Raw genomic sequence first — 19,921 nt, forward strand, 5'->3', positions numbered from 1 at the left:
TGTTGTGCCAAAAGATAACATGCTTCGCCAGGTCAATGAACTTGTTGAATTTTCATTTTTTTTAGAAGAGCTAAAAACAAAATATTGTTTAGATAATGGACGTAATACCATTCCTCCAATTCGCATGATTAAGTACTTATTATTAAAAGCGATGAATGATGTATCAGACGTCGACCTAGTAGAGCGCTCAAAGTATGATATGTCATTCAACTATTACTTGGATATGGCAACAGAAGATCCAGTGAGACAGAAATAAGGCACTTCCTGTTCAAAATTGAACAAGAAGTGCCTTATTTTTATCTGAAAAAGGTTCGATTTTATGAAAACATAAGTTTTTCAGTGCCCTCTTATGAAGGGAGCGACTTTTTTATAAATAGAAGTACACACAAGCGTACATGGAAGCACAGCCAGCTAGCACAAAAAGATGCCATATTGCATGGTTATAAGGTAGAGAGCGCCAAGCATAAAAGATGGCACCAATCGTATAAAACAGCCCACCCGCTAGCAATAAAGCAAAGCCGTAAAAGCCTAAGTATAGATAAACGGGCTTAATAGCAAAAATGATTAACCAGCCCATGCCAATATAAAATATTAAAGATAGGACTTCAAAACGATTGATGAAGAAACATTTAAAAAGAACACCTAGGACAGCCAATGTCCAAATAATACATAACAAAGTCAAACCTAATGTGCCACCAACGGCAATTAATAAAAACGGCGTATACGTACCAGCAATTAAAATGTAAATGGACGAGTGGTCCAAAATAGCGAAAAAGTGTTTATATTTTTCTGGCATACTGTGTAGCAATGTGGACATTAAAAACAAGATGATGACAGAGGCACCAAAAATACTAAAAGTAGTAATATGTAGAGCATTACCTGTTTGCACAGCTGTAAGCAGTAAAACAACTAGAGCCGGAATACTTGCAATAAAACCAATACCGTGTGTAATGGCATTCCACAGCTCTTCCTTCCAAGATTTATAGTCAAATGAATCAATCATTTACAACACTCCTTTCGTTCATGTATTTACTATACCCCAATAATTTATATATGAACATTTACATTTGTCATATATTTCATATCAAAAATGTCATAAGGCTGTCATATTCTTTTAGGGGCTTTGATAGACAAGAGATAAAGGAAACGCTATAGTATCAAAGGTAGCGTTTACATTCTAAAGAAATCAAGGCTTAACCTAATGACAAATGTCATGTTTACATAATGATTCATTAGTCTATATAATAAATTTTAATGAAGTAAAAGGATGTGTCGAAGTGGGACGAATTCATATAGTAACGGACTCAACTTGTGATTTAACTAAAGAAGAAGTAGCACAGCATGGCATACATATCGTGCCATTAACAATTCAAATTGATGGTGAAACATATATAGATGGTGTGGATTTAGAGCCACAACCTTTTTTAGGCTTAATGAAAAATGCTAAAAATTTGCCGAAAAGTTCGCAGCCTGCACCAGGGAAATTTAAGGAATTATATGATGAGTTAGGCAAAGATGGCGATCAAATTATATCCATCCATATGACAGGTGGTATGAGTGGCACGGTGGAGTCAGCACGACAAGCAGCTCAAATGACAGACGCCGATGTGACTGTGATTGACTCACGCTTTATTGCAATTGGTCTAGCTATCCAGCTACGTGAGGCTATAAAAATGCGCGATGCTGGAGCAACGGTTGAGGACATCGTGGCCCGTCTGGATAAAGTACGTGCAAACACACATTTGTATGTGATTGTGGATACCCTTGAGAATCTAATTAAAGGCGGTCGAATTGGTAAAGGAAAGGGCTTTATCGGCTCATTGCTGAACATCAAAGTTATTGCTAACCTAGAGGGTGGCGTTTACAATCCTGTTTCCAAGGTTCGTAGCCATAAACAGGTTGTGAATTACTTATTTAAACAATTCCAAGCAGATACGGCTGGGAAAACAGTTAAAACGGTCGGTATTTCTCATGCAGATGGCCTCATCACAATGGGTAATCCATTAAAAGAGTTAATCGAAGGAACTGGTTTTGATAAAGTTGAGATTGCCTTTACATCCCCAATTATTTCGACACATACTGGACCAGGTGCAATCGGATTTATTTATTTTGCAGAATAATAGTGAGGAGCTACTACATAAGTAAATGTAGTGGCTTTTTTTCATTTTTTACCTTTTAGCTGGATGCTTGTTCGGCATTTGGAAAAGAGGAAATTTGACAACAACACAAAATTATGGAGAACAGAGGGTAAGTCACTTTTCATTAGGGTATGAACTATTCTATAATAGAAGGTACAGAAAGGGATGGAAGGTGGTCAAATGGACATTTGGCGATTTATGTTGTCATGTTTGATCGTCTTAGTACTAAGTGGTTGTGCAATATCAATCGATGAGCCGAATCCGCAAGCAGAGCCTGACGGCGAGCAAGCAGAAACGGAGCAAGATATGACGCAGGATGAGCAACAAACAGTAGAAGAGGAAAAAACCTCCAAGAATATGCTGACGCAAATTTTTGAACATTTTTTTGAGCCATCAGCAGAGGATTTATCGCAAATTGATGAAGAAAATGCAAAGCAACTGCATTACTTGGCACTGGGAGATTCATTAACAGATGGTGTCGGTGATGAGTATAGTCAAGACGGTTATGTAGGAAGATTAGCAGATTCATTGCTTACGTGGCCTTCGATTTCCGAGGTGGATGTTGATAATCGTGGCAAACGGGGCAGACGTAGTGATCAGCTACTAAAATTAGTGAAAAAAGGGCATTATGATGAAGAGTTGCAGCAAGCGCAGCTCATTTCTTTAACAATGGGTGGCAATGATGTCATGAAAGTGGTTAAACAGGATTTGTTTAATCTGAAGCGTGACGCATTCGATAAAGAATTGCGGACCTATAAGCAGCGCTATAGCAAAATCGTTGAAGGAATTCGTGCAAAAAATCCGACAGTGCCTATCCTACTCATTGGATTCTACAATCCATTTTCGATTGTGACCAATGAGGCGAATGAATTCGATACAATTATCACAGAATGGAATAATGTGATTGAGGAAGTAGCGAGCGAAGATTCCAATGCATGCTACGTATCGGTGGAGGATTTATTTGATTCAAATGAAGAGCTCGTCTATCATACAGATTTTTTCCACCCCAATGCAAAGGGATATGAAAAAATGACAGAACGTATACTAGCAGCAATGGAGCAGTGTGGTATGGAAGAAAAGATTAACAAGGCAATAGGCTTCGAGGAGTGACAAAATGAATAAATGGAAAGTCGCGTTTTTCGCCTTAGCAGGCACAGTGCTTTTTGCAATCCTCCTCGTCGTTTTTTTAGCAACTAGACCAGTAGATGGAGTCGATGTTGCGAAGAGTTCAGCAGGTGAAAGTGAAAGCAAAGGGAATGTACTCGTGGTGCAAACCACAACAAAGGAATTAGAATCGATTTCCAAAAAATATTTAAAAGATGCAGCAAAAGGCTCGCCTTTACCACTTGATTTTACAATCGGCGATGATATTCAATTACGAAGCACACTTACCGTGTTTTATACGGAAATCCCGATTTCCATGAATTTTGATCCAATTGTGGATGACAAGGGCAATATTATTTTAAAGCAGACGGGAATGAATGTCGGGCTATTAAACATTCCGCCGGAGACGACCATGAAAATTATGCGGGATTCGGTGGAATTCCCTTCTTGGATTACCGTGAACCCCAATAAAGCAGAAATCTATATTGATTTATCGCGAATTAACATAGCATCAGGATCACGTGTCCGTGCTAAAGAATTAGACTTACCAAATGACAAAATTTTATTAGAAATTATTGTTCCTGGTGAATAAGGAGTGAAATGAATGGCAAAGCAATATGCAACATTTGCAGGAGGCTGTTTTTGGTGTATGGTCAAGCCATTTGACGAAACACCTGGCATTGAGTCGGTGCTATCAGGCTATACAGGTGGACATGTTGTCAATCCAACCTATGAGCAAGTGTGCTCAGAAACTACTGGACATGTAGAAGCCGTGCAAATCGTATACAATGATGATCTTTATAGCTATGAGCAACTACTATCCATCTATTGGACCTTAATAGACCCGACAGATGCAGGAGGCCAATTTTACGATCGTGGCGAATCCTACACAACAGCCATTTACTATCATAATGAAGAACAACGACAACTAGCAGAGCGTTCAAAGGCTGATTTAGAAGCCTCTGGAAAATTTGATAAACCGATCATGGTGAAAATCTTACCTGCTAGCACATTTTACCCGGCTGAGGACTATCACCAATATTATTATAAGAAAAATCCAATGCACTATGAACGCTATTCGGTTGGAAGTGGTCGCCGAGCGTTTCAAGAGCACCACTGGGGGAACAAACATGAATAAAGAACAACGTTTAAAAGAACTCACAGACATGCAATATTATGTGACACAGGAAAATGGGACAGAACCACCATTTCGTAATGAGTTTGATGAGCATTTTGAAGAGGGCATCTATGTAGATATCGTCTCTGGGAAACCACTATTCAGCTCATTGGATAAATACAACTCAGGCTGTGGCTGGCCAGCATTTACAAAGCCCATCCAAAAAGAAGAAGTAACTGAACACTTCGACACTTCCCACGGTATGCGTCGGGTAGAGGTACGCAGTAAAGAAGCAGACTCCCATCTAGGACATGTCTTCCCAGACGGCCCAAGTGAACTAGGAGGCTTACGCTACTGCATTAACTCAGCATCCCTACGTTTCGTAGCAAAAGAAGATTTAGAAAAAGAAGGCTACGGCCAATTCCTATCATTATTCAAATAAAATATCATCCTAGCAAGAGCGACCTTGCTAGGTTTTTTTGTGCATTAACTAAGTAGAGGATAGAATGTGTGAAGTGAGGATAGAACGAGCGGATAGCACCTCTGACCTTGGCTGATTCACACCTCGCCATATTGAAGCATCTCCTCCTCAAAAAATAAGAAGGAATCCTTTCATTGGAAGGATTCCCTCTTAAATTTACAATAACGTTTAGAAAAAACTTAAACTTTAAATGCTCCTACTAGATTTCGCAGGCTGTCAGCTTGTTGAGCAAGCTCAGTGGCAGCCGCGTTGATTTCCTGCATGGAAGCGGAGCCCTGTGTGGCAGCGGCGGCGGATGTTACGGTGTTAGCCGCGGACTGCTCAGCATAGGCATTGACGTGAATGAAGTCGCTCGCTACGGCATTGCTAAAGTCAAGTGTAGATGCAATTTTATCCACCATGGCTGCAATTATCGTTGTTGTTTCTTGTGTATGCGATAAAATGTTGGCCAAAGATTGATTGGTTTCATTGGTTACTTCTACGCCTCGAATGACCGTAGTGACTCCTTCATGGTTTTGAGCAATAATAGATGTAACTTCATCTTGAATAGATGTCACGATAGCAGTTACTTCCTTGGCAGCACTTTGGGATTGCTCAGCTAGTTTTCGAACTTCATCCGCTACCACGGCAAAACCTCGACCATGCTCGCCAGCTCGAGCCGCTTCAATCGCTGCATTTAAAGCTAGTAGATTTGTTTGCTCGGAAATGGCTGTAATGGTACCAATGATTGATGTAATGTCGGCAGATTTACGACCTAAAGCCTCGACCGTGGATGTTGTGGAAGCCATAGTTTCTTCGATTGATTGCATAACAAGCGAAGATTGCTCCACAGAAAGGCTTCCTTCATCGGCTGCTTGCTGCATGGCTATAGAGGCACGATGTACGGCACTGGCTTGTTCGTTCAATTGATGCATAGAGTGCTCTAAATCACTCATTTTTTGTTGTGCACTATTCATACTAGAAATGGTATTATCACTATCGCTTGCAATATCTGCAGTCGCATCCGCAATATCTTGAATGGTACGAGCATTTTCATCTGCTAGCGACATGAGCTCCTGACTACTGCTTGATACATGATCAGCCAGTTCACTTACACGTCGAATTAAATTGGAAATGGATTCAATCAACGTATTTGTGGAAGCAGCAATAATGGAAAATTCATCATGATTTCGCACTTTCACACGCCTCGTCAAATCGCCTCCTGCCTGAGCAATATCAAGGATGGAGTCATTAATCGCTTGTGTATTACGTTTCAAAGATTTAAAGAGCATAAAACCAAACATAACAATGGCTAAAAACCCTATAATAGATACGATAAAGAATGTAGTGATCGAAAGGTTTACTTGTTGATTAAGCTTGTCTAATTTAGCTTTATTCGATTCATCCATTACAATATTTATGGATTCAATATTATTATCAATATGGGTTTTCATTGTTTCCCCAGTAGCCCCCATCATAAGCTTACGGGCCTGCTCAAGACCAAGTTCATCACGCATAGTCATCACTTTTTTTGAATAATCCAAGTAATTTCTATAATACTGGTCAATGGCCTGTATATGACCAAGCTCAACTTCCCGATCCTGAAATTGTTCATTTAAAGCCGTTAATTTTTTATTAATAGTATCAATTTTCAAATGATATGAAGTAGAATAAATGCCATTACCTGTAATTAAGTAACTTTGTTCCAAATTCGTCAGCCTTGCAATCTCATACGCAAGTTGATTTACTGTTAACTGCTCTAAGACATTCTTCTTAGTGAAATCCTCCATCTCCTGCTGAAGCTTCTGTATATTGACATAAGACAATATACCCATTACACCATTAATTACAATAAGAAGTGCGAACATCATAAGCACTTTTCCTCTAATTAAATGGTAAAAACGTTGTCGTTTTACTCTATTAGGACGGGGATTGATCCCGTTTTTCTCTTGTATAGAAGCTTTCTTTCTCTTAAAAAAGCTAAAAGTGAAGAGAGTCGGGCGTTTTTTTGCTGCATCATGAATATTCTTAGTCTTTTTCATCGCATCACCTTCCTAATTTTTAGTAATCGATTTCCATTTTATCTTATTTTACTAGATATTTCTATTATTTTTTCTAAAAATTTAAATTTTTCTGATAGCTATAGCTGTGACAAAAGTCAGGATTGTCCAAGAAAATAGTGCTAAAACCTTGGATAGGTAATATATCTTAGTAGTGGAAATTATGACGAATAACGGTTTTTCTGATACACTATCGAAAAGTAAATGCAAGAAAAGGGGAAATTGTGTGATGAAAAAAAGTTTTTATTTATATGTCCTAACATTTCGGGGCGGCGACTGGTCAGACCCTAAGGTACGGTTTGCAGAGGAAATGTTTCATGAGCATAATTTTCCAAAGCAAAGCACAGACTTTAACGAACTATCCAACTACATTGAATCCTATGCTACAGAAAATTTAACAATTGAAGCTTTTGATCATTTGTGGGAATTATATGAGGGACAGGCATAATTGTACGAAAACTATAAATAATTTTTTAGTTGCTAGACGTCTAGCATTGCGTAAATGACAGAAACACAGTATTATTTATAGTGATAACTGACAGAAAAGAGGGATTGCAGTATGAGTGTTCATATTAATGCAAAAAAAGGTGAAATCGCTGACACAATTTTACTTCCAGGAGATCCACTTCGTGCAAAATACATCGCGGAAACATTTTTAGAGGATGTAACTTGCTACAACGAGGTACGTAATATGTTTGGTTATACGGGTACGTATAAAGGCAAACGTATTTCAGTACAAGGAACTGGTATGGGTGTGCCATCTATTTCAATCTATGCGACAGAATTAATGCAAGAATATGATGTTCAAAAATTAATCCGTGTAGGTACTTGTGGTGCAATTCAAAAAGATGTGAAAGTGCGTGACGTGATTTTAGCACAAGCAGCAACATCTGATACACGTATGAACCAAATCATTTGGGGTGGAGCTATCGACTTCGCACCAATCGCAGACTTTGACCTATTATTGAAAGCGTATAACGCAGGGAAAGATGCTGGACTTAACTTACAAGTAGGGAATATCTTCACAGCAGATTTATTCTACTCAGATGAGCATCAAAATGAAAAATTAGCACAATACGGTGTACTAGCTGTAGAAATGGAATCAGCAGCTCTTTACACATTAGCCGCTAAATTTGGCCGTAAAGCACTTTCTGTTCTAACAGTAAGTGACCACATCATTACAGGTGAAGTAACAACTTCAGAAGAACGTCAAACAACATTCAACGACATGATGGTTGTCGCATTAGAGGCAGCTATTCAAGACTAGTTGATAAAACAGCGTTTTCAACATGTATGAAATACCTTAATAAAAGCAACCGACCAAAAAACGACCATTTTTGTAAAATGGAGTTAAAGTAGTCGGTTGCTTTTTCTTTATCTTTCATAGTTAAGTGACTATAGTTAACTCCACTGTTCCTCTTTATCTTGTGCTACAATTTTTAATTAAATAACTTTTTCTTTAATCTCATCTGATATATATTTTATCTTCTCAAGTCTCTCAACTACGTAAACGTATTTTAGTTGAGTCGCTGTTGTGAATACACTCGGTAGGTCTTCATCTATACCATTGAATTTTTCGTATGCTAATGCAAGATTGTTATAGTCTTGTTGTACTTCGTTTGCTTTTCCTTCTGTTTTAGTAATTAAAGGATCGAAATCGCCATTCATTACTATTTGAATATATTCTTTTTCGTCTGCTGTAATTTCACGACTATAGGCTCCTACTATTTACACTCCTGTTTTTCTTCACCACATGCAGCTAAACAAGAGTGTAAAAGATGGGTGAAGGTTGTTCTTTGCGGGTTGAGACTAATCAATTGGATGGAATTTTTTTATGTTGCTATTTCAAAATTTAAGCTGGATGATAACAGGAATATAGAGGATGAGGTTAAGTTCGGAACCCGGATTAAGTATGGAAGTAATGAAAGAATTTCATCAAGTGCTGGGTGAGGCGATTGACCATCAAAAAGAAAGAGTAGCGTTGCCATAAGTAAAAATAAAAGGGCTAAAAAATAACTAAAGGTATAAAGAGTGCACTTCTTTATACCTTTAGTCCACAATAAGAGCCTGTTAAAAATAAGGCTCACACGTTTTTAAGCATAGATTTATAAAATTAAAGAATTTGCGTTAATTCTGAATTTACAAATCGTTGGGCATCGATAATTACACCTGAAGCTGTTCGACCGTACACACTGTATAATCCTCCAGTTTGATTAGGAACAATTTCAACCTCATATTGAGCAGAACCACTCACACTTGGAGTTACAAATGTAGAAGCGTTGGCATTAGCAGCAAAAGGAGTTGTTGATAATAACTGTCTCGTGCCGTTTAGTCTGAAAACCCTTACTACTCCTGTTAATAAACCTCCAGTAAGATTAAGAACTTTGATACGAACGCTAGAGGCATTAGCTGGTAGATTTCCTGTATTTTCAATTGGACCAGTAGTTAAAGGCATGTAATTTTCACCTCCTTTTAACTTAAGATTAATAATCTGCAGATTACATTTTCATAATATGCATTACGCTTCTACATTCTATAGACTTATTAATCAAGTTTCTTTAAAAACAAAGGTAAAGTGTGAATTGTTTAGTAGAAAATGTATTATTAGTGAATCTATAAACATAGGTGAATCCATATAAAAAGACAAAATACCCTAGTAGTTGCAAAATATAATATGGAGAGATCAAAAGAAAACGGACATATTGAGGAATAAACAAAATAGAGCGATTAAAATACATCGCTCTATAAGCCTATTATGTATGTATGCTTTAAAGAAATTACTGGCTTCTTTCGAGTTCGTCGATACGTTTTTCTAATTTTTTGATTTTAGAATCAGCTGAAATAGCAAAGACAAATGACAAACAAGCAAAAGAAAAAGCCATAAGTGCAAAAGAGTCCATTTAAATACCTCCTATTATAAAGAAAAAGTGTTGTAATTAATTTACGGATGCAAATGGAAAAGGTTTCAAATTTACGATTGAAAAAGAGAAAGCTTCAGCGTCTTCACACGCTACAGCTCGAATTGAGATACAAAGGTTACCACCATCAAAAAAATGCGAGCAGAAATGGTTATAGGGGCAAAAACAGCACAATACGGAATTGGGGTTACTTGACTAAAGGCAACTGGTGGCATAAGCAAACCACTTATGATGTGATGAATAAGATAGTGGTGAAATGGTAAATATCTTTTTGAAATACAGAAGCAATCCTACAAGTTCTGGGGCAATTAAAAAGAGACCACCTTTTTACTGGCGGTCTCCTTTAAAAGCAGTCGACTTTCGGTGACCAAAAGCGACCAACCTCTTATATTTAGTTAACGTAATAAAAAGGTAAACAATTTTAGTTGTATTTTAAATAGTGTAGAATGTTGTTAAATCAACATTCATGAAGTATCCTGTTCTTTAAAAAAGTACAAGTAATTCAACGACATGATGGTTGTCGCATTAGAGCCAGCTATTCAAGACTAATATCGTAATTTGTGAAGCAACCGACAAATGTTAGTCGGTTGTTTTTCTTTTTTTTCTTAGTGAAAATCCAAGGGCCACCTGGCTGTAAAGGACCCTTGGATGATTGACAAAAGAAGTTATAGTTATCTCTTATCACTAATGATTAGCAATCTTCTTTTTGCATGAATGTTGCGCCAACAATGATGAGTAGAATGAATAGAATCACGATTAAGACAAATGTTGAACTATTACCTTTGCCATGGTCCATGCAGTAGCCCATGTTATACTCATTACCATAACCGCTGTAACAGCAATTGTAATTACCTACACTACCATAATATCCTGCATTTCCTACGTTTCCGTAATATCCCATGAAAACCTCTCCTTTCTTCAATTTATAGTATGTAATTTGTCATTGAAGGGAGTGGGGTATTCGTCTAATGTCAGCTAAAAAAGAGTCACGGATAGATAAGGTCTATCCTGGATACATAAATAAACGCCAATGTACTCCAATTTGAGGTACTATAAAATTAGCAAAAGAAAAGGAGAAATAAAAAATGTTTACCTTTCATAAAAATGATAGGACATTCGTGGAAATCGAAAAGGATATTATGAACTCAAATCAGGAATATAATTTAATCGCCTATGATCAAAAGGTTCTTGGGAATGAGGATATTCTAGCTATACATGAAGAAACAGAAGAATTACAGGTTGAAAGATACTTGGTAAAAAAAGGGGATGACTTTCTAGCTATTTTGGATTATGGCATGTTAAGCCCTCGTCATCAAAAACCTTGGATCAGTCTATTGGCGGTCCATAAAAAATATCAAGGTTTAGGATATGCCAAAAAAATATACATGATGTACGAGGAATTAATGAGAAGTCAACGAGCAAACTGTATTCATATCGCAGTACATTCTACTAATAAAGGCGCTGTCAACTTCTGGACTTCGCTTGGTTTTATACAGTTTGACGAGAGAATTTACGAAGATAAAGTTATCCTAAGCTTTGAGAAGATTTTAATTTAAGCATTCTAACTGTACTCCTGTTTATTTTTAAAGAAGTAAAATATAAACAGGAGTGGTATATATTAAAATTTTTTGAATACACCGACGAGAAGTATAACCAGCCCAATGAGAAATAAAAAGGGGAACAAGATGACCATGAGTCCTACTGCTGCAAAACCGTCGCCTTCTTTTATGCCATACAAAATAGAAACCACCCAGGCAAACAGTGGTGCTATGACTACCATTAAAGTGATTCCCCAAATAATGAATGTTGTTTTCTTCGATTTACCGAGACATATAATGAAAACGATAGATACGATTAACACCAAAGCAATAACAACAACGCCAATCGCCAATTTCAACCCTCCTAATCTGTAGTTAAAGGCTGCCAATTCATTTGGGTGCTTTTATGCATCCCATAATAGTTCTACTACTTTATTGACATCATCCCATTCATAAACTAGCTCCTCTACTACTTTGCCCCCAATATTGATGTCTAGGCTTGTTAAAAGCTTTGCGCCAAAATGTTCGTAGAAATATTTTGATGTATTGTCAGCCAACACCTCTACATATATTTTGGAATAGTTTTTCTGCTGAAAGAAAAGAAATAGTTCTTTCAATAAAAGCTTACCTAGTCCGTTCCCTTGATAGGCTTCTAGGAGATAGAGTGTTTCTAAATAAATGGAATTGGGAATAGGTGCTGTTTCTCTTTGAGTCGCAGAAGAAAAGCCAATAATATCTCCGTCGTCATTTTCAGCTACAAGTATAAATTTAGTAAGATCTTCGAGATGACGTTCCCATAAAAGTGTTCGTTGTGTATAAGATAATTTTTCTAAAAATTCATCTGGAATTATATCTTTATAGGTTGTTCTCCAACTATCGACATGTACTGTCCCAATACCTGTAGCATCTTCGACGATTGCCTTTCTAATTTTCATCATGAACCCTCCCAACATCTATCTTTTAAGTAATATAACATACCATTATTTGGATGGATAATATAAAATAGGAGATACGTATCGTGCAAATTAGTGCAGAAACCTACAAACACCGCAATCATTCGTTATTTCTTGGTACAAGAATAAGAAACACATACATATCACTTATGAAATAGGAGGTTTACCATGAGTAGCAGCTATCAGGTAAGAGACAGCTATTTTATGATTGTTGATCCACTTTCAGTGATTATGATCGGCATGACTTTTTTATTTCTACTAATGTTTGTTTTAGTGTTGTGGAAAAAAAGAAACAACGTATAACATGCCTCGACTATATCCTTATTAAGGGAGTAGGGATAATTCATCCATCCCAACGCTTTTATGAAATAAAACAAGGTCTATCTGTATAACCATAATAGAAAGGTAGAGTGCATTGGAAATTATTCAACCTTATCCTATTCAACCCGCAGTGAAAGTATTATTATCCTATGCCACATCCAAAGCAAAGGTGGATCAGGCATATGATTTGTATGTACATTCCCTGGCATGGAAATTTATATGGCTATTACATGGATCAAGAACTTGTTGGCTGTATAGGAATTGAAATAGGTGATGCACATCCGTGTGTCATTAAACATATAGCCGTATCGCCAGCGCATCGTGGGAAAGGAATTGGGCGTAGGATGGTTCAGTCTATTCACCATCATCATTCATTTTCTTCCATTTATGCCGAAACGGATAGAGATGCTGTGATTTTTTATAAAAAGATAGGATTTCACATGACAAGTTTAGGAGAAAAATACCCAGGTGTGGAGCGGTTTGCCTGCCTATTAACGGGTCCTACATTGTAGCATACAGCTTTCAATTAAATACGTCATAAATTATCCATCTACATAGGGAAGAAAGGAGCGGCATCTATTAAAAAGATTTTCGGAGTGTTAGTAATTGGTCCCTTTACCTTATCCATAAGAGAGAACAATGTGAAACGTCATCGTTATGGGGAAATTTATGGTGCGGTAGTGAACAGTTATTTAAAAAAAATTTAATTAAATTAGGAGAAAATGGATGAATACAAATTTAGATAACATCATACTGGACATTCAACAGAAGATTAATTTTTCAGGTACCGTGCTTGTAGAGAATCCAAAGCAGGGTATCGTAGTCAACCAAAGTTTTGGGTATGCAAATCGTTCTGAGGAAATCAAAAATCATGCAAAAACTCGTTTTGGTATTGCCTCTGGCTGTAAGATTTTTACTGCAATAGCTATTTGTCAGCTAATAGAACAAGAAGAACTTTCTTTTGACACTAAACTATGTGAATGTCTCAATCAGTCATTTCCACATTTTGATAAGGAAATAACGATTAATCATTTACTGACGCATACATCAGGGATATCAGATTATTTTGATGAGGAGGAAATGGATGATTTTGAAGAGTTGTGGATTGAAAATCCAATGTATCAGCTTCGAACATTGAGTGATTTTTTACCTTTATTCCAAAATCGTCCTATGAAATATCAAGTAGGTGCTAGATTTCACTACAATAATGCAGGTTATATTTTATTAGGATTAATTGTTGAGCATATATCAGGTATGGTCTTTTCAGATTACATTCAACAATTTATTTTTGATCGTGTAAAGATGACGGAATCTGGCTATTTCTCATTGGACGCTCTACCTTCTAACACGGCCTTAGGCTATATCGACAATGCAGATGGTACATGGAAAACAAATATCTACTCATTACCTGTCAAAGGTGGTTCTGATGGGGGAGCATTTGTCACAGTAGGTGATATGGCGAAGTTATGGGATGCTCTGATGAACTTTGAACTACTAAATGAAGCTTTAACGAAGCAACTTCTATTAGCACATGTAGAAATGAGTGAAAGTAGTGGTTATGGACATGGCATCTGGATTAAGAAAAATAGTCATCAATCTATTTTGAAATATCATGTTATGGGGTACGATCCTGGAGTATGCTTCCACTCGGCATATTATCCAGAATCCTCTTTCAAGGTAGTGATCTGTTCCAATCAATCAAATGGAGCAATCGATATGATGAGAGGGATAGAAGAGGGGTTATTTTTAATTTAAGAACTTTGAATTGTACGTAGTCCCTAACAAATTTAAGGGGAAAACCGATTTTGTTTTTTTAGTTTTTTCTGCTTATATGTAATATAAGAGGTTTTCAAGGAAGCATAACTACCAATAGCTGCATAGCCATAAAACCAGCCCATAAACAAGCCAGCTAACAGGTGGTGGCGATGGCTGATGAAGACGGAAATGAGTAAGCCGATAACTAAAGCGATGAAGGGAACCCAAAAAGGTTTAATATGGCATAGCTTTTTCATCAACTGTGTTAGCATCATCACCACTGGAACAGCGATGACGGCATCCCAAAAGTTCGTATGTATTAGTGGGAAATGTTCCATTTATTTTTCACCTCGATTAGAACTATTTACAACTATTATTTGCTGTGAAAATTATTTTATACTCAAAAATTAAGAGCATTTTCTAGGAGGTAACAAATGAAATTTGTCCTTATATTTGGTCCTCAAGCTGTTGGGAAAATGACAGTTGGGCAGGAATTAGCCAAAATAACTAATTTAAAGCTATTTCATAATCATATGACAATTGATTTAGTTAGTCATTTATTTGACTACGGTACGAAAGAGGGGAAGAGATTAGTCAATTTATTTCGACAGGAGATTTTCAAAGAAGTTTCAGCTAGTCATTTATATGGATTAATTTTCACATTTGTTTGGGCGTTCGATGTTCAAGACGATTGGGATTATGTAAAGGGGGTTACTGAGCTTTTTGAATCCAAAGGGGGCAAGGTATACTATGTAGAGCTTGAGGCTGCTTTAGAAGAAAGACTGCATCGCAATAAAGGCTCGAATAGACTGAAGCATAAGCCTTCAAAAAGGGACCTTATTTGGTCTGAAAATGACTTGTTAACCTCAATAGAGAAAAACAGATTGAACTCTTTAGAGGACGAAATCCAATTCTCAAACTATATAAAGATAGACAGCACAAATTTAAGTGCGGAAGATGTAGCAAAAATAGTCCAAGAGCAATTTCACTTATAAAAAAAAACGCTTGGCTCCCAAGCGTTTTTTATTCAGGAGAACCCTGTCTTTTAACTTTAATGATTTCTGAAAACGTTTTGCGTCCTGGATTTATTTGCTGAACATCAATAGATATTTTACGAATAGAGTTCTCTTGTAAAGGGATTTTTCCTTCTTTTTCTATTTTTCTCCATGCTTTGACGTTATCTCGATAGAGTACCTCTGATAATCGAAAAATATCTACATCTAATTTTAATCCCTCCGTATAGGTTTCTCTGATTTCCTTTTTCACTTCCTGAATAATTTGTTTTTTCAATTCCTTTTCGCTGACTTTCCCTTTAAAGCCTTGGACGGTTGCATGAAGTTTTAATTCCACATCAAAATAAACATCCTCTTTATTTACAATAGGTATTTTTTCTACTTGTAATTTATTAATACTAACGGTCAACTCCTCGTTACCGTCAGTTCTTAATTTAAAGGTGATTTCACCTCGGTTTGTGTAATTATGCATCCATTGATTACCTCTAGCAGCCTCATCCTTCAAAAAACCTTTTACGCCGTCTTTCGACAAAATACCGACACCTGAAAAATACGTTTCTTCTACCTTTTCATCGACCGTTTGCCAATCTTTTTTGATGGAGACATAAGGTACAGTCACTTCGTGGTTTGGCTCATTTAACCCAATAACGATTTCTCGTAAATTTTTTGGTTCAATAAACGTTTCTTGTTCTGTTGGGTTGATTGGGTTACTTAGTTTTGAAGAAGACAGTGAATTTTTTAATATTGGTGAGACAAGGAGGACATCGTTCACTGATTCCTTTGTACAATACATCCAAATTTGATATCTTGTATCTCGAAAGCGAATAAACGTATCAATAACTGGGATAAACCGCTCATTTTCCATGGCTCTCTCTGAGAAGATAATATATCTCATATGCCCCCAAAAAATTTGCTGGTCAGACGATCGGTACAATTTGTAGATAGCTTCTTCTATGGTTTTTCCCTTGGCATGACCAATTTCAGCAGGTTCAGTATTTGACCTGGGTTGAATGGATTTAGCGACATCTGCAAAATTAATAATTTGTAAATAGACCTCATATTCATCATTAACGTAATCAACACCGACTGCATTGATATAGTACATTCTTTGTGGCTCTGTAATATCCCAGCAACCTGCGAGCAGGGTTGTAAGAAAAATCATCACTATAAATTTGAAGGTTGTTTTCATGGTTTCTCCACTCTCAAGTAGCTATTTTATAATAATAGCTTGGACAAAAGGTGGTGTTTTTATAAAAAAAAGTAGGGTAATTCAATATGTTTTAATTGTCTATTAAACCTTGGGGTAAAATAAATCGAAGAAGATGAAAAAAATATTTTTTTATTTGTAACTTTTTTAAACGATATACGCCTAATTCATTAGTAGAATACAAAAAACTAAAGCAAGGTAGTAAAATTCACTTTTCACAAGATGACCAGGGCTCACTGACGAGCACCTGGTCATTTTGTGTTTATAGAAAAAAGGACATGAGCTCTTTTCATGTCCTCAATCCTTTAATCGTTAAGCATTGCTTTTAATGTTCGTTTTTGCCAGCCTAGCTTGAAGTAGGTATATTGCATAATGAAATGTACACAGAAGGTAATTGGGTAGGCGAGCCATACACCATTTAAGTCTAATGAAGTGTGGTGGGATAATAGGAACGCTAACGGTACCTGAACTACCCAAATAGTAATAACTAAGAAAATTGTAGGCCATAAAACGACGCCTGTTGCACGCATCGTAGCTGAAACCGTTTGTGTATGACCGAAAATTAAATAACTCCAAAAGGCGATATATAAATAATTTTTGGCAATGAGTACAGTATCATGTGAATCGATAAAAAAGGCCAAAATTGGCTCAGCAAATAGATACATGATAAGTATAATCGCACCACCTAAAAGATAGTTAATACGAACACCCATTTGGCGAATTTTTTTAATCATTTCTGTAGAATTCGCTCCTAATGCTTGAGCGACAAATACAGATGTGGCAATAGCAATACTCATCGCAGGTACCTGTGCATAACTAGCCACCTGATTCACAACACCATAAGCTGCAGTTGCATTGGAGCCATAAACGTTAACAAAGCCTATGACAGCTATTTCTGCCACAGATATAGCAACCATACTAATACTAGATGGAATCGCTAGCTTTAATAATGAAGCTAAAATATCTTTCTTTAATTTAAAATGCTGTAAAATAGATTTGTCTAAACGGAGTAAATGCTTGGTTTTATGCAAATATGCCAGTAACAGAATCATTGTTACTAGGTTTGATAGCACAGACGCATAAGCAGCGCCATTTAAGCCAAATGCAGGCAGGCCAAACCAACCGAAAAGTAATGGAGGAAGGAAGGCGATATTTAACACAACACTGATTACTAAAAATAGGAATGGTGTTTTCGAATCACCAACTCCACGCATAAAGGTTGTATACACCATATACCAGAACATAATTGGTAACGTGAAGAATAAAATTTGGGCATAGCTAATACTCATATCTAATATATTAGCCGGTGTTTGCATAAAACGTAAAATCCATTCAATAAAAAAGCCACCAAAGATTGCCACAACAATGGATAAAATCGTTGTGAAGGCGAGCGTTACACCAACAACCTCCTTCATCCTAGCATGATTACCAGCCCCGAAGGTTTGCCCCACTAAGATGGAGCTACCTGATCCAATACCAATGGCAAATGCCATTAAAAAGAAGAAAAATGGAAAAAAGGCTGAAATCGCTGCTAATGCATCGACACCCAAATTACGCCCCACTAAAAACATGGCAAAAACCTGCCCAACGGATTGTAGGACATTTGCCAACATAACCGGAATTAAAAAATTTAAAAAGGCCTTCCGAAGCTTTTGATCGTCTTGTAACATTTGTGCATTCATCATTATGTTCCTCTTGAGTTTTAATAACCCATTTCTTTTAAGATTCGTGACAATGTGCGTAGTCGTTCACCGATTAACTCACCATCATTATTTAACGCTTGCTGAAAGAGCTGAATATCTTCATGGATTTGCTCATTTTCTGTACAAACCTCCACAGTCATGGCATCGCCCTGTAAGCCTACACGCTTAATCACGGGGTTTTCTTCATCATATAAATGCTCATAGCGATAGGCCTCTTTAAAATGAAGTTGCGCCTCACAGACTAAAATAGCAAGGTCAAGCACACGATGTAGGGGAAGCTCTTCTGATTGACGAGACCATTTGCCACCTGTATGACGCCAAACCTTTGCTGAAATATCCACCTTGCCTCTGTCATTCCACTGAGCTAAGCCGAGAGAAAGCCCTTGAGCATCAGTTTGATAGGCTGTACGTCCATCGATATTGGCATAGTTTTCGGCAACAATTACGGGTTTATGTTTTAAATGTGTGGGGATGTTCATGAAAAAAACTCCTTATCATTTGGATTTAGTAATTTACTAAATTACTGCTTTAGTAAATTTAGCATTAGCGACTTCATAAGTCAATCTTTAGTGGAAATAAACTTTATTGCATTGGCTAGCGACAAATTGACGGTGATGAAGCTAATTGTGATTCTACGTTTTCCCTTCTTTTTTGAATCATATGGAGATGGACGATTTATGCTGCTAGGCATTAGTAAATAGAATGATAACGAAGTATTTATAAAGGGAAGGAGTATGTACAAGTGTAGGTGTAGGGAAATACATATTTTAAAAAGTATGCTGAATGTTCTGGACTATGTCTTGTGGATTATAGCAAACTTCAATTTCGTCGGTCTTCTTCACTTGTGTTCGGGGGAAGCATTTAGATGATAATCAAAAAGTTCTTAATAGAATGTTTAGATAAGCTGTAACTTTTTCAGGATGAAAACAACTACTGTAATAGTAGGATACAAAACTAAAGCAAAGTAGTAAGCTTCACTTTTTCACAAAAGGACCAGGCTTCCCAACATAGTGGGTATCCTGGTCCTTTTATGTTGAGAGAAAATTGCCTGTAATTTGGTTGAATTTCATGGTAGTATGGAATAAAAATTTAGGAATTTCTTACAAAAATATAGATGGGACTATTTTTTACTATAAAGGGGGGAATGAGATTGGAAGTAGTATACTTTGCAGGTGGTTGCTTATGGGGAGTTCAAGCTTTTATAAAAACGTTACCAGGCGTTGTGTTTACAGAGGCAGGAAGAGCCAATGGAACAAGTTTTACACTTGAGAGTGATTACGATGGGTATGCCGAATGTGTAAAAACAGGATTTGATCCGTCCGTTGTATCCATCAGGGAATTAATGGGGTATTTTTTTGAAATGATTGATCCTTACAGTTTGAATAAACAAGGACAGGATGTAGGCGAGAAATACAGAACTGGCGTTTATAGTGAAAATCCGGAACACTTACTTGAGGCACAGGCGTTTCTTTGTAAGAGAAATGATTATGATTTGATTGTTGTTGAAGTATTACCTCTGACAAATTATGTAAGAAGCGCAGAGGAACATCAAGATAGGTTAGCGAGATGTCCAAACGATTATTGTCATATTCCAGTAGAACTATTAAATAAGTATCAGTAAGAGAGATTATTAT

Annotated in this window: 24 protein-coding genes and 1 pseudogene; 14 read left to right on the plus strand and 11 right to left on the minus strand. The window is 36.8% G+C overall.

All coding sequences use genetic code 11. The annotated features are described in order from the left end of the window. A pseudogene (locus AC3CH7_RS07070) lies at positions 1–244 on the plus strand (transposase); the annotation flags it as partial. Between the two features lie 123 nt (positions 245–367). Here the strand turns inward: AC3CH7_RS07070 and trhA are convergent. Continuing rightward, the gene (gene trhA / locus AC3CH7_RS07075; RefSeq protein WP_036168196.1) at positions 368–1,003 is read right to left on the minus strand and encodes a PAQR family membrane homeostasis protein TrhA; all 636 of its coding nucleotides are present in this window, start codon (positions 1,001–1,003) and stop codon (positions 368–370) included. A gap of 274 nt (positions 1,004–1,277) precedes the next feature. Between trhA and AC3CH7_RS07080 the strand changes: the two genes are divergently transcribed. The 5 genes from AC3CH7_RS07080 (at position 1,278) to msrB (ending at position 4,801) form a co-directional block, all read left to right on the plus strand. Next, the gene (locus AC3CH7_RS07080) at positions 1,278–2,120 is read left to right on the plus strand and encodes a DegV family protein (RefSeq protein WP_031418146.1); all 843 of its coding nucleotides are present in this window, start codon (positions 1,278–1,280) and stop codon (positions 2,118–2,120) included. Between the two features lie 198 nt (positions 2,121–2,318). Further along, positions 2,319–3,248: a GDSL-type esterase/lipase family protein gene (locus AC3CH7_RS07085; RefSeq protein ID WP_227256843.1), complete on the plus strand. Its 930-nt coding sequence runs from the start codon at positions 2,319–2,321 to the stop codon at positions 3,246–3,248. A 4-nt stretch (positions 3,249–3,252) separates the two neighbouring features. Continuing rightward, complete coding sequence (locus tag AC3CH7_RS07090; RefSeq protein WP_012294355.1) at positions 3,253–3,834, plus strand: YpmS family protein; 582 nt, start codon at positions 3,253–3,255, stop codon at positions 3,832–3,834. 12 nt (positions 3,835–3,846) lie between these two features. Next, positions 3,847–4,380 carry a peptide-methionine (S)-S-oxide reductase MsrA gene (gene msrA, locus AC3CH7_RS07095; RefSeq protein WP_031418147.1) on the plus strand — a complete coding sequence of 178 codons (534 nt, stop codon included), beginning with the start codon at positions 3,847–3,849 and terminating at the stop codon, positions 4,378–4,380. Then, positions 4,373–4,801 (plus strand): peptide-methionine (R)-S-oxide reductase MsrB, encoded by a 429-nt coding sequence (gene msrB / locus AC3CH7_RS07100; RefSeq protein ID WP_012294357.1) that lies wholly within the window; start codon positions 4,373–4,375, stop codon positions 4,799–4,801. Before msrA ends, msrB begins: the two co-directional genes overlap by 8 nt. A 218-nt stretch (positions 4,802–5,019) precedes the next feature. Here msrB and AC3CH7_RS07105 read toward each other — a convergent pair whose 3' ends face one another. Continuing rightward, entirely contained in the window at positions 5,020–6,861 is a 1,842-nt protein-coding gene (locus AC3CH7_RS07105) for a methyl-accepting chemotaxis protein (protein ID WP_031418148.1), read from the minus strand. Positions 6,862–7,108: 247 nt separating this feature from the next. On the opposite strand from AC3CH7_RS07105, the gene AC3CH7_RS07110 reads away from it, so the two are divergent. Both AC3CH7_RS07110 and deoD read left to right on the plus strand, forming a co-directional pair. Then, on the plus strand, positions 7,109–7,327 hold the full coding sequence (locus AC3CH7_RS07110; RefSeq protein WP_031418149.1) for a YozE family protein: 219 nt from the start codon (positions 7,109–7,111) through the stop codon (positions 7,325–7,327). Positions 7,328–7,438: 111 nt separating this feature from the next. Continuing rightward, a complete protein-coding gene (gene deoD / locus AC3CH7_RS07115) occupies positions 7,439–8,146 on the plus strand; it encodes a purine-nucleoside phosphorylase (protein ID WP_031418150.1) in 708 nt (235 codons plus the stop codon). A gap of 846 nt (positions 8,147–8,992) precedes the next feature. Here deoD and AC3CH7_RS07120 read toward each other — a convergent pair. The 3 genes from AC3CH7_RS07120 to AC3CH7_RS07130 all read right to left on the minus strand — a co-directional run bounded on the left by AC3CH7_RS07120 (position 8,993) and on the right by AC3CH7_RS07130 (position 10,698). Further along, entirely contained in the window at positions 8,993–9,334 is a 342-nt protein-coding gene (locus AC3CH7_RS07120; protein WP_031418152.1) for a hypothetical protein, read from the minus strand. Positions 9,335–9,656: 322 nt separating this feature from the next. Next, entirely contained in the window at positions 9,657–9,779 is a 123-nt protein-coding gene (locus AC3CH7_RS07125; protein ID WP_257216131.1) for a hypothetical protein, read from the minus strand. 709 nt (positions 9,780–10,488) lie between these two features. Beyond that, positions 10,489–10,698 (minus strand): YjcZ family sporulation protein, encoded by a 210-nt coding sequence (locus tag AC3CH7_RS07130; protein ID WP_031418153.1) that lies wholly within the window; start codon positions 10,696–10,698, stop codon positions 10,489–10,491. Positions 10,699–10,882: 184 nt separating this feature from the next. Here AC3CH7_RS07130 and AC3CH7_RS07135 point away from each other — a divergent pair, with 184 nt between their 5' ends. Further along, a complete protein-coding gene (locus tag AC3CH7_RS07135; RefSeq protein ID WP_036161589.1) occupies positions 10,883–11,353 on the plus strand; it encodes a GNAT family N-acetyltransferase in 471 nt (156 codons plus the stop codon). A gap of 62 nt (positions 11,354–11,415) precedes the next feature. Here the strand turns inward: AC3CH7_RS07135 and AC3CH7_RS07140 are convergent, their stop codons facing one another. Together AC3CH7_RS07140 and AC3CH7_RS07145 are read right to left on the minus strand one after the other, a co-directional pair. Then, positions 11,416–11,688 carry a hypothetical protein gene (locus tag AC3CH7_RS07140; protein ID WP_036168217.1) on the minus strand — a complete coding sequence of 91 codons (273 nt, stop codon included), beginning with the start codon at positions 11,686–11,688 and terminating at the stop codon, positions 11,416–11,418. A gap of 51 nt (positions 11,689–11,739) precedes the next feature. Beyond that, complete coding sequence (locus AC3CH7_RS07145) at positions 11,740–12,270, minus strand: GNAT family N-acetyltransferase (protein ID WP_036216087.1); 531 nt, start codon at positions 12,268–12,270, stop codon at positions 11,740–11,742. A gap of 186 nt (positions 12,271–12,456) precedes the next feature. Here AC3CH7_RS07145 and AC3CH7_RS07150 point away from each other — a divergent pair, with 186 nt between their 5' ends. From AC3CH7_RS07150 to AC3CH7_RS07160, 3 genes are all read left to right on the plus strand, one after another. Further along, positions 12,457–12,591, plus strand: coding sequence for a hypothetical protein (locus AC3CH7_RS07150; protein ID WP_257216129.1), 135 nt, complete (start codon positions 12,457–12,459; stop codon positions 12,589–12,591). A gap of 200 nt (positions 12,592–12,791) precedes the next feature. Beyond that, positions 12,792–13,121, plus strand: a complete 330-nt coding sequence (locus AC3CH7_RS07155; RefSeq protein WP_230584403.1) for a GNAT family N-acetyltransferase — start codon at positions 12,792–12,794, stop codon at positions 13,119–13,121. 214 nt (positions 13,122–13,335) lie between these two features. After that, complete coding sequence (locus AC3CH7_RS07160; protein ID WP_012294371.1) at positions 13,336–14,364, plus strand: serine hydrolase domain-containing protein; 1,029 nt, start codon at positions 13,336–13,338, stop codon at positions 14,362–14,364. A gap of 32 nt (positions 14,365–14,396) precedes the next feature. Here the strand turns inward: AC3CH7_RS07160 and AC3CH7_RS07165 are convergent, their stop codons facing one another. Continuing rightward, a complete protein-coding gene (locus tag AC3CH7_RS07165; RefSeq protein ID WP_012294372.1) occupies positions 14,397–14,702 on the minus strand; it encodes a hypothetical protein in 306 nt (101 codons plus the stop codon). A 96-nt stretch (positions 14,703–14,798) separates the two neighbouring features. Here AC3CH7_RS07165 and AC3CH7_RS07170 point away from each other — a divergent pair, with 96 nt between their 5' ends. After that, the gene (locus tag AC3CH7_RS07170) at positions 14,799–15,359 is read left to right on the plus strand and encodes an AAA family ATPase (protein WP_488381644.1); all 561 of its coding nucleotides are present in this window, start codon (positions 14,799–14,801) and stop codon (positions 15,357–15,359) included. Between the two features lie 28 nt (positions 15,360–15,387). Here AC3CH7_RS07170 and AC3CH7_RS07175 read toward each other — a convergent pair whose 3' ends face one another. The 3 genes from AC3CH7_RS07175 to AC3CH7_RS07185 all read right to left on the minus strand — a co-directional run bounded on the left by AC3CH7_RS07175 (position 15,388) and on the right by AC3CH7_RS07185 (position 18,766). Further along, positions 15,388–16,566: a Ger(x)C family spore germination protein gene (locus AC3CH7_RS07175; RefSeq protein ID WP_012294374.1), complete on the minus strand. Its 1,179-nt coding sequence runs from the start codon at positions 16,564–16,566 to the stop codon at positions 15,388–15,390. Positions 16,567–16,889: 323 nt separating this feature from the next. Beyond that, positions 16,890–18,269, minus strand: coding sequence for an MATE family efflux transporter (locus tag AC3CH7_RS07180; RefSeq protein WP_012294375.1), 1,380 nt, complete (start codon positions 18,267–18,269; stop codon positions 16,890–16,892). 17 nt (positions 18,270–18,286) lie between these two features. Then, positions 18,287–18,766, minus strand: coding sequence for a DUF6530 family protein (locus AC3CH7_RS07185; protein ID WP_012294376.1), 480 nt, complete (start codon positions 18,764–18,766; stop codon positions 18,287–18,289). Between the two features lie 671 nt (positions 18,767–19,437). On the opposite strand from AC3CH7_RS07185, the gene AC3CH7_RS07190 reads away from it, so the two are divergent. Then, positions 19,438–19,908, plus strand: a complete 471-nt coding sequence (locus AC3CH7_RS07190; RefSeq protein WP_036161596.1) for a peptide-methionine (S)-S-oxide reductase — start codon at positions 19,438–19,440, stop codon at positions 19,906–19,908. Positions 19,909–19,921: the final 13 nt, after the last annotated feature.

The organism is Lysinibacillus sp. F12, from assembly GCF_057773605.1.